This is a genomic window from Haladaptatus ordinarius (assembly GCF_054177595.1).
The window spans coordinates 1-9,037 of record NZ_JBPEHH010000128.1 but is presented as its reverse complement, the minus strand read 5'-3'; the positions used below and the strand labels follow the sequence as shown (position 1 = coordinate 9,037).

The following is a 9,037-nucleotide window of genomic DNA, read 5'->3' as shown; positions in this document are numbered from 1 at the left end:
ACGCACGAACAGAAGTGTTCGTTGCGCTCTGTCTCCGACTCGTGGTTGCAATCACCAACTACGAGCGAGGAAACGACCCGGGCTGCGAAAAGCTATGAGATGGATTCTATGACACGCTCGAGAGAGTAACCATCACCCTTTACCTGTCGTCAGACCATACTCCCGGTGATGCCGTTCAGCATTTCGTGGCACACGCTCCTCGGCGAGTGTGAGAATCTGGCCGAGGATGCGACCCTGCTCACGCCACGCTCTCAGAGTCGATTCCAGATCACCGACGTACAGGAACACCGCATCGTCGTCGAATTTCTCGACCGCGATGTGGACGAGACGCGGCCGCTCCAGCGCGACCAGTTCGAGACGCTCTACGAGCACATCGCCGACACTTTTGAGGGATTCGACCTTTCACGACTCCCGCCCGATGCCGATCCGTATCCCGCCGTGTTGAGCCTCCACCCGCGATTCGAAGTCGACGAGAGCGCGGGCGTGATCCGCGAGACGGACGAACCGACCGGCACGCAGATTATCACAGGCACTGGCGACGCCGGGTTAGACGAGGAGACCACCGAGCGCACGGAACCAGACGTGGACGTCTACAGCGACGCCCTCCTCCTCATCGACGCGCTGGAGCGAAACGATCTCTCCTCGCTTGCGGCGCTCGACACGCCCGTTCTCATCAATCTCTACACCTTGCTCTCGGACATCCAGCGCGACGCGAATGGCCTGCGGCAGGACGTGAGCAACGTGCTGTTGGGTCGCCTGCACCACGACCAGCCCGTCCACGGCCAGTTCGGCTCGGTGCAGCGCACCATGCGTCGCAACCGGGATCTGAAGGACGACGACGAGGTTCTGGCCACGCTGGAGGACGCCGGAATCGACCGCGAGCGCGTGTTGAGCGTCGACCGTACCAAGGTCGACGACGCGATCGCCGTGACGGAGTTATCGGAATCAGACGTGTACGAAATCGACGAAACAGAGTACGTCCGGAAGGCGGAGGTTGACGAGGAACAGCGAGAGACGCGCCTGCAAGGGCTGAAGGATCGACTGGCGACGAGTGATGATCCTGATGCCGAGGAACTTCGCCGTGAGATCGAAGAGTTGGAGGGGAAGATCGACGAGTTGACCGAATTCAAGACGGGTCGGGAGTACCAGACCCAAACGAGTGCAGAATGATCCGCGGACTCCCTGACCGACCGCTTTCCGCTGGCGAAGCACTGAAACTATCACACAAACGGGACGACTTGCTCGTCATCCCGGCAACCCCGAACAGCCTCATCGGAACCGAAGGCACGTTCGGCGACATTCGGAACCTCCTCGTGTTCACGGCGAACGTCGTGGCGTCGCTCGCGTATACCGACGCGAACGGCTGGACAGTCGTGGCGAAAATCACCGACCCGTCGGCGTTCGAAGACGTCCTCGACGCTCTCATCGAATTCCGGGGTGACAGCCTCGGGGACGAAGACAGAGACGAAATCGTCGAGACGATCGCCGAGGCATACGAGACGTTCACGAACCGGACGCCTCGCTGATCGACCGACGAGCGTCGTCAGGTATGATTCGCAGTCGTCCATTAGACATCAACGGTACATACCTGTCTCGGATGCTATCACTGAAATCAAGGTGAGAATTGATAGAAATCCCTCTATTTGCGGCCATTTTTCGTAGCTGTTACGCAACCCTGCTGTAGTGCGAATAGCAACTGACAATCATTGGCCGGGCCCTCCTCAATGCGGAGATTTCCACTACAGTCGCCACCCTGGTCGTCCTCGGAAGTGCAGACTGTCTTCGAGCGATGGTAGCGCCCGATGCGCTCACCGCAATCGACGCAGATCAACCACCAGTTGGGCGACGTGAACCGCTCGCAGTGCTGGGCGATATCAAGGCGGTCAGTCCAGCAGGTGAACGATCACAAACGATCGAAGAGTTGGCGGGGCGGCCATCGTTGATCTGGCCGGGGTTGAAACGCTCGGGGCAGTCAATAATGCGTGTCTGGTGGCGATCAATGCAGCTGAAAGCGTTTCGTCCACGAATTTTCGTCATCGAACCGTTAGCTCGAACGTGTAGAGCCCAGTGAATGTATCACTCCCGATGATCAGTTTCCGTTCGCGCGAGTTGTCGTACGCCGCCTGCCACGCCATCGGCGGTTCGCCGAGCAGCGAGACTTTGTCGTTCGGCGCATTTACCTTTGTCTTGTCGTCGGTCGGATACTGATCGACTGGGTGCGGGTTGGTCGGGTCGGTGATGTCGTACGCGACCACGCCGTCGTGCCAGTCGGCGGCGACGACGAATGTGGCGTTCCCCCACGGGACAATGTTGAAGTGGTGGCCCGTCCAGTCAAAGCGTTCGGCGAACTCGTCGGCCATCCGACGAGCATTGGGTGAGACGGTGAAGCCGACGGGAATTGGATCGACCAGCGATCCGTTCTTCCATCCAACGTCGAAGACGTGTTTCCCGCCAGGAACTCCAGATCCCCGTTCGTCTCCGATGACGAGCAGGTCGCGACGCGGATCGAAGTGGCCGTGATGCGCACTTCCGAAGGCTTCCTCGCCTACCTTCGCCTGGCCATACGATTTTCGCTTTCGGTAGTCGAAGCGGCCAATCTCGTTCGGGTTTCGTGGGGCGCTCACGTCGTAGAGGACGAGTCCGATGAACTCCCCCGACTGGTACGCACAACAGAGTACCTCACGCTCCGGATCAACGTTGATGTCATGTGCCGCCCCTTGGGGACCGTACTCGCCGAGTTTCTGCGGGGACGACGGATCGGCGACGTCGTACACGTCGAACCCGTCCGTCTCCAGTTTGTAGTTCATCGTGTAGAGTACCGACTTCGTCGGATGCGGTTCCACATTGTGAGACTTACCGTTTTCGACAGTGCCGATAATCGTTGGAGACGACGGCTTTCCGGCCGAGTGCCCGTAGTCGACAACTTCGAAGTTGCCGGGCCACGTTCGCTCTATCGCCCGGTAGTACAGGCCGTTCCGGTGGTCGAACTTGACATCTATAGTCGGTGCATCGTTTTCATTGGGCAGGTAGTGGCGCTGTTTTAGAGCAGACGGATCGGTGATATCAAAGAGATAACTGCCGTCAACACCCCATTTGGTCCCGAGAACAGCGTAATGGCCATCGTCTCGAACGTCCGTCTCCGAATATCCGCCGCTAGGCGTCGACGAACTTGGTGGAGGTTGGGCCGAGGGGTACAGTTGGTCGAGTTTCTTCAGCGATACGCGACTGGGATCGATCGATTGTTTCGCGGTAGTAGTCGTCGTTGTTGCCGTTGTGCTGCCTTCGCCGTCTTTGGGCTGCGAATTGAAACAGCCAGCCAGGGTCGATCCGGCGAGAAGTGCACCAGAGGCTCTCAGTATGCGTCGGCGTTTCTGTTTTTCGCGAGTCATCGGTGAGGATGTGTGGGGGAGTTCTTGGCGGCGATTTTCAAGAGACAAGACAGGTGTATGTCACCGAAATGGTCTCTTTCCCGCCGTACCCATGCGTTAGAACAGAGGAGACGCTGCAGGAAATCCGTTGGACTCGTTCTCGTGAAAGCCAAATCGTCAATCTCCACGGTCAGGGTTCCTTCGTCGTCCATCGGAGACCGTATAGGTAGCGACCGTCCTTCGTTATACGCTTCTTGACTCAGAAAAAGTGGATGGGTCGAAATGATCAAGTCAACTGACGGGACGTACCGACTGGTTAGTGCCAGCCCACCAAGTGAAAAGCGCTTAGCAGCGATGTCGCCAACGCTTCGCGGTGATACCACCTCTTTGGAACGAACTCCTTGTGTAGGTGTATCATCGTCATAACAAACACTGCATCAGCGCTACGTAGAAACAAACTAATGAAGCCATCCAGTGTCGGTGTAACGAATACCAAGCAGCTGCTGTGTAGGGCCTATGAGCGGAGCTACAGAGTCGATATAGTGTCTAAGCACCGCAAGAGATCTTTGCCAAACGTTCTGTCGAATACCCTTGAGTGGCTAAGCTTAGGTATCGCTGCCAAAGCCGGGAATTCGATAGCGAATCGTGTCTCTGCTATTCGGCAGGCAAGCGGCCAAGTCGACAACCGAACGCATTTGCAGAAGTCGTTTCGGACAAGTGGGCATGCTGGTGCATCGCGGAGGCGACAGCAATGAGCTATAGTCCAAATTTAGCGACACGGCGAACGGTACTGAAAAACGGGCTGGCTATTGCCGGGGCGACAACGGTGACTGGAATGGCGGCCAAGGCTGCTCCGCCAAATGGGAAACTGGTGTTCACGTACGACGATGGCGCCGTCGAGGATTACACGCACACCTATCAGAAAGCCCATCGCAGGGAGAGTGTCCCGGGCTGTTCGGCTGTGCCTTCATCGTACGTCGGGAAAAGCGGAAACCTGAGTGCGGATCAACTCCAGGAACTCGCGAACGAAGGCTGGGAAATCATGTCACACTCTGTCAAACATCGGATGCTGGGGCATATTACGGTCACACGCGACATCGCAGCCAATGATCAAAAAATCTATGTGGAGGAGAATTTTCATGGGAGTTTTCCGGGTGACACACTCGTCGTTAGTAATGGTTCCCAGTCGACGACCGTCACTGTCGCTGGAAACGGCTCTGACAACCGGGGTAAATTTATTAGAGTCCAATCTTCGGTCGGACAGTCGTTCACGGCCAGTGACGGTGTGTTCACCCACTACACGAGAGATGTCATTCGGATGGCACTGAAGAAGTCGAAACGGCAACTCGAGGGGTACGGTGTGAACGTGACGAACATCGTGATGCCGTACGCCGGATATGGAGAGCGAACTCGGGAGATGGTCGACGAGTACTATACGGCTGTGGTGAACGCGGAGTCCACAGCCGGCGGAAACCCCCAGATTATGGAGCCGGGTCAAATCCGGCTCCCTCATCTCTCCAGAATGCTTTTCCGCGAAGGGTCTGCCACGAAAGCTGAACTTGGAACGTTTCTGGACAAGATCGCATCGCAGAACGGCCTCGGTATTCTGGGCGGGCACAGTTGGTGGCAAGAGCGACTTCCCCCGTCTCGAATTCGGATGGTGATTCGAATGGCGAAAGATCGGAATATCGATATCGTCACGCTCCGAGACGCACTCGCCGACTCCGGCATCGCCACAACCACCACCGCTCAACCAGCGACACCAACGACAAGTACACGACCAACCGCGAGGACACCAACCACGAATTCGCCCACAACGGATATTGATCAACCTGGATTCGGCGTACTCGCGGCGCTCGCCGGTATCAGCGGTGTAGCTGCACTGAAGCGATACTGGACCACCTGAACCACTTCGTTATTCGCGTTACAAACGGTATGGTCGCGAACACGGTTACTAAGATTGACATCCTCGCCCGCCGTGAACGGCGGGGCTTCCACCGCGGGTGGAATACCCAGACTGGCTGGGAGTGCGGTTTCAAGACGTGTGCGCGTCACCGGTCTCCGGCTCCGTCCCCGCTCCCACCGCTGGTGAGCTAGACGCAACCTTGTCATCGGAAGCCCGCCTCTCAGACGGGAGTTCCTCGCTCGGTGACGTGTCTTGGCGAGCCTGCTACTGGCCCCCGCTCCATGGCGAGTCATCGCCTGCCAGTTTCCAAGGCAGGCTCTCTCCCCACGGATTCCCATGGGAATATGTGGCGGATATATTTTAAAAACTTGGTTTGAGTGGGTCTTCGGTTGGCTCTGGCGTGTGGATTGGGTAGTGAAGTGACGCGATTCACGCCCGCCGTCAACGGCGGGATTCTCTCGCTGCTTAAAGATAGTTCTTTCACCGTGACTATTCGCAAGGGAACGGAGCTAACCACAATCAATCGACACTTCTGAGATTCGTGTGCGGAGGAGCGTACGTCGACCCACAGATTGAATTCGTCCGACCACCTTACGTGCAGATACTGAATGCGAATTGAGTTCGACGACGGAACGCTTCTACTCCGCGATGCTCCGGACGACGTTCCCCACGCCGAGTGGGATGACCGCGTCGACGAATACCGCGCACAGGCCTATCGGTATCGAGCGCTTCTCGAATGGGCGGGATCCTGGAGAAACGGCGACGAGCAGGCGACGCTTCAGGACGGTTTCTCCCAATCGGTCGAAAATGCTGCGTGCGCCTATCCCAACCTCGAACTCACGCCAACGCTCCACATCGAACCGCGTGACTATCAACAGGCTGCTCTCGATGCCTGGATCGATCACGGGCGGCGAGGGAGCGTCGTCCTCCCGACGGGGAGCGGGAAGACATTCCTCGGACTGCAGGCGATTGCCGACGCCGGTGTCAGCACGCTCGTCGTCACGCCAACGATCGATCTAATGAACCAGTGGCACGCCACGCTCACCAACGCCTTCGGCGATCAACTCTCGCAGCCGATTGGCGTCCTCGGCGGCGGTAGCCACGAGGTCACCGCGATCACGGTCACCACCTACGACAGTGCCTATCGCTACGTCAACGAGTATGGCGATCAGTTTGGCCTGCTCGTCATCGATGAGGAACACCATCTCCCGGCCCCAACCTACCAACAAATCCCCGAGATGACGATCGCACCGTATCGCCTCGGTCTCACAGCGACCTACGAGCGTCCAGACGGGAAACACGAACGTCTCGAAGATCTCATTGGTCCAGTCGTCTATCGAGAAAACGTCGACGAACTCGCCGGCGAGTACCTCAGCGAGTACGAAACGATCCACATGTCGGTCGAACTGACGCCCGACGAGCGTGAGACGTACGATGAAGAGTACCAGATCTATCGCGACTACGTCGACAGCCACAACTTCGATCTGTGGAAGGAACGCGGCTACCAAGAGTTCCTCAAACGGACCTCCTACGATCCACAGGGACGGCGGGCGCTCATCGCCAAGCAACGAGCCGAACGTCTCGCCCGGACAGCCGAGAAGAAACTCGACACGCTCGACAACCTCATCAAACGTCATCACGACGACCGCGCCATCATCTTCACCGCGAACAATGACTTCGCCTACGACATCTCCCAGGAGTTCATCATCCCCTGCATCACGCACCAAACCAAGACTGACGAACGCACGGAAATCCTCGAGCGGTTCCGCACCGGCGAGTATTCGATGCTGGTAACCTCGCAGGTTCTCGACGAGGGGATCGACGTACCTGCCGCAAACGTTGGCATCATCCTTTCGGGGAGTGCTTCGAAACGCCAATACGCCCAACGACTCGGGCGGATTCTCCGACCTACGGACGACCGCCAGCCAGCACGTCTCTACGAAATCATCGCCGAGGACACGATGGAGACATACGTCTCCCAGCGCCGCCGTCAGGGAGTGAATGCATAGTGCTGACCGCGAACCTTGCCCGATCACGAACGACCGACGAGTCGATCACACCCCTGCTTATCGATCCATCTGAAGAGCGCTACCGGGAGACCGCCCAAACACTCATCCAGCTGTTCGATGATCATCTTGGCGAATCAAAAGGTGACCTTGAAGAGGAGATTGACGAGTTGACCGTCGCGGATACTGACTACAAAATCGTTCAGGGACTCGCGAAACTCCTGAAAGACGAATGTGAGTTCGACGTCGTTGCACCCGTCGAACCACGTGAGATCCGACGCAGGGTATTCGAGAAAGCCAACGAGCAGTATCCAATCGTCCGCCAGCCCACGCTTGGCGAGGATACACAGAAGTTGGAGGTGTACAGTGCAGTGGCCGACAACCTGGGTATTTCTCTCGAAGACTGCTACCAGGGGATGTACGCCGATCTCGAAGACAACAAGCGACTCGTCCAGATCGGAACGCGGACAGCCGAACAGTATGCCAGTGATGACGATACATCGACCTCAACGACCGCGCTGACCGGCAGCAGTGCCGAAGAATACGAGCACACTGACCTCACTGTCGACTGGCTGCTAACCCGATACAACCTTGCACTCGCCCAGGCGGTTCTCTACGATGCCACCGAAATGAGAATCCGCGTCTGGGATCACTTCGCGACGGTGTTCAGCTACGTGAAGCTGTTTGGCCTGATGCATCGCATCTATCCGATCGACACCGACGGTGACCGCGTCGCGAGTACCGATCAGGCCACAGGGTATGAAGCTGTGCTAGATGGACCAGCATCGCTGTTCTCGAAGTCGCAGAAGTACGGGATTCGGATGGCGAACTTCCTTCCAGCGTTGCCCCTCTGTGATCGGTGGGAAATGACTGCCGAAATTCTCGTCGACGAAACGACCAACGAGACACGGCAGTTCACACTCGACCAAAGCGACGATCTGGATTCGCACTACAGCGCGGGGGATCGGTTCGACAGCGATGTCGAGCGGACGCTCGCCCAGAAATGGGAGCGAGCGAACACTGATTGGGAGCTCGTCCGTGAGGACGACGTCTTCGACCTCGGTGCCGAGGTGATGATTCCCGACTTCGCGATCGAACATCCTGATGGTCGGCGGGCGATTCTCGAGATCGTTGGCTTCTGGACACCGGAGTATTTGGAGGCGAAGCTAAAGAAGATCCGGCAAGTGGAGGCCGAAAACTTCGTGCTGGCGGTCTCGGAGCGACTTGATTGTGCCAGTGAAGAGTTCGGAGGCGTCGCCGATCGAGTCCTATGGTTCAAAACAGGGATTCATGTCTATGATCTGGTCGAAATGGCTGAACAGTACGCGACTAGATATGCTCTCGCTAATACGGATCGGTGACCACACTCTCTCAGAGGGATTAGTGAAAGAATCCAGTCATTCTATTAGGTATCTTCGACCGCTCGCTTACAGACCAACTCCGCCAGTCGAGCAACGTTGTCCCAGTCGTACCGTCGAGCCAGTCTGGGAAACGGAGCGCGATATCGACATCCGATGTCGGTGTCGCAGTCCCACGGGCGTGCGAGCCAAACAGGAGGGCGAACGTCACCTCGGTCTGCGCAAGATACGACTGTAGTCCAGCGACATCAACACCTTCGATGTCCTGTTCGATCGCCCGCGGCGCTGACGATCTACGCGGAGCTAGGTGGGATCGACCGGTTTGACGGTGACAAAGAAGTCGTCAGTTACGTCGGATTGAACCCGGTGATCCGCGAGTCAGGCGACTCGCGGATCGAA

General features: G+C 57.4%; 7 protein-coding genes and 1 pseudogene. 6 read left to right on the top strand and 2 right to left on the bottom strand.

All coding sequences use genetic code 11. The annotated features are described in order from the left end of the window. The first annotated feature begins 168 nt into the window (after positions 1–168). Positions 169–1,170, top strand: a complete 1,002-nt coding sequence (locus ACR3FF_RS23835; protein ID WP_458190619.1) for a DUF7983 family protein — start codon at positions 169–171, stop codon at positions 1,168–1,170. Beyond that, positions 1,167–1,526, top strand: coding sequence for a DUF7964 domain-containing protein (locus ACR3FF_RS23830; RefSeq protein ID WP_458190618.1), 360 nt, complete (start codon positions 1,167–1,169; stop codon positions 1,524–1,526). Before ACR3FF_RS23835 ends, ACR3FF_RS23830 begins: the two co-directional genes overlap by 4 nt. Before the next feature lie 507 nt (positions 1,527–2,033). Here the strand turns inward: ACR3FF_RS23830 and ACR3FF_RS23825 are convergent. Beyond that, positions 2,034–2,807 (bottom strand): LVIVD repeat-containing protein, encoded by a 774-nt coding sequence (locus tag ACR3FF_RS23825; RefSeq protein WP_458190617.1) that lies wholly within the window; start codon positions 2,805–2,807, stop codon positions 2,034–2,036. Between the two features lie 1,312 nt (positions 2,808–4,119). Here ACR3FF_RS23825 and ACR3FF_RS23820 point away from each other — a divergent pair. The 3 genes from ACR3FF_RS23820 (at position 4,120) to ACR3FF_RS23810 (ending at position 8,641) form a co-directional block, all read left to right on the top strand. Further along, a complete protein-coding gene (locus ACR3FF_RS23820) occupies positions 4,120–5,274 on the top strand; it encodes a polysaccharide deacetylase family protein (RefSeq protein ID WP_458190616.1) in 1,155 nt (384 codons plus the stop codon). A 608-nt stretch (positions 5,275–5,882) separates the two neighbouring features. After that, positions 5,883–7,283 carry a DEAD/DEAH box helicase gene (locus tag ACR3FF_RS23815; RefSeq protein ID WP_458190615.1) on the top strand — a complete coding sequence of 467 codons (1,401 nt, stop codon included), beginning with the start codon at positions 5,883–5,885 and terminating at the stop codon, positions 7,281–7,283. Further along, entirely contained in the window at positions 7,283–8,641 is a 1,359-nt protein-coding gene (locus ACR3FF_RS23810) for a DUF790 family protein (RefSeq protein WP_458190614.1), read from the top strand. Before ACR3FF_RS23815 ends, ACR3FF_RS23810 begins: the two co-directional genes overlap by 1 nt. A gap of 19 nt (positions 8,642–8,660) precedes the next feature. Here ACR3FF_RS23810 and ACR3FF_RS23805 read toward each other — a convergent pair whose 3' ends face one another. Continuing rightward, positions 8,661–8,900 (bottom strand): nucleotidyltransferase domain-containing protein, encoded by a 240-nt coding sequence (locus ACR3FF_RS23805; protein ID WP_458190620.1) that lies wholly within the window; start codon positions 8,898–8,900, stop codon positions 8,661–8,663. A 17-nt stretch (positions 8,901–8,917) separates the two neighbouring features. On the opposite strand from ACR3FF_RS23805, the pseudogene ACR3FF_RS23800 reads away from it, so the two are divergent. Continuing rightward, positions 8,918–9,037: pseudogene (locus ACR3FF_RS23800) on the top strand (transposase); the annotation flags it as partial.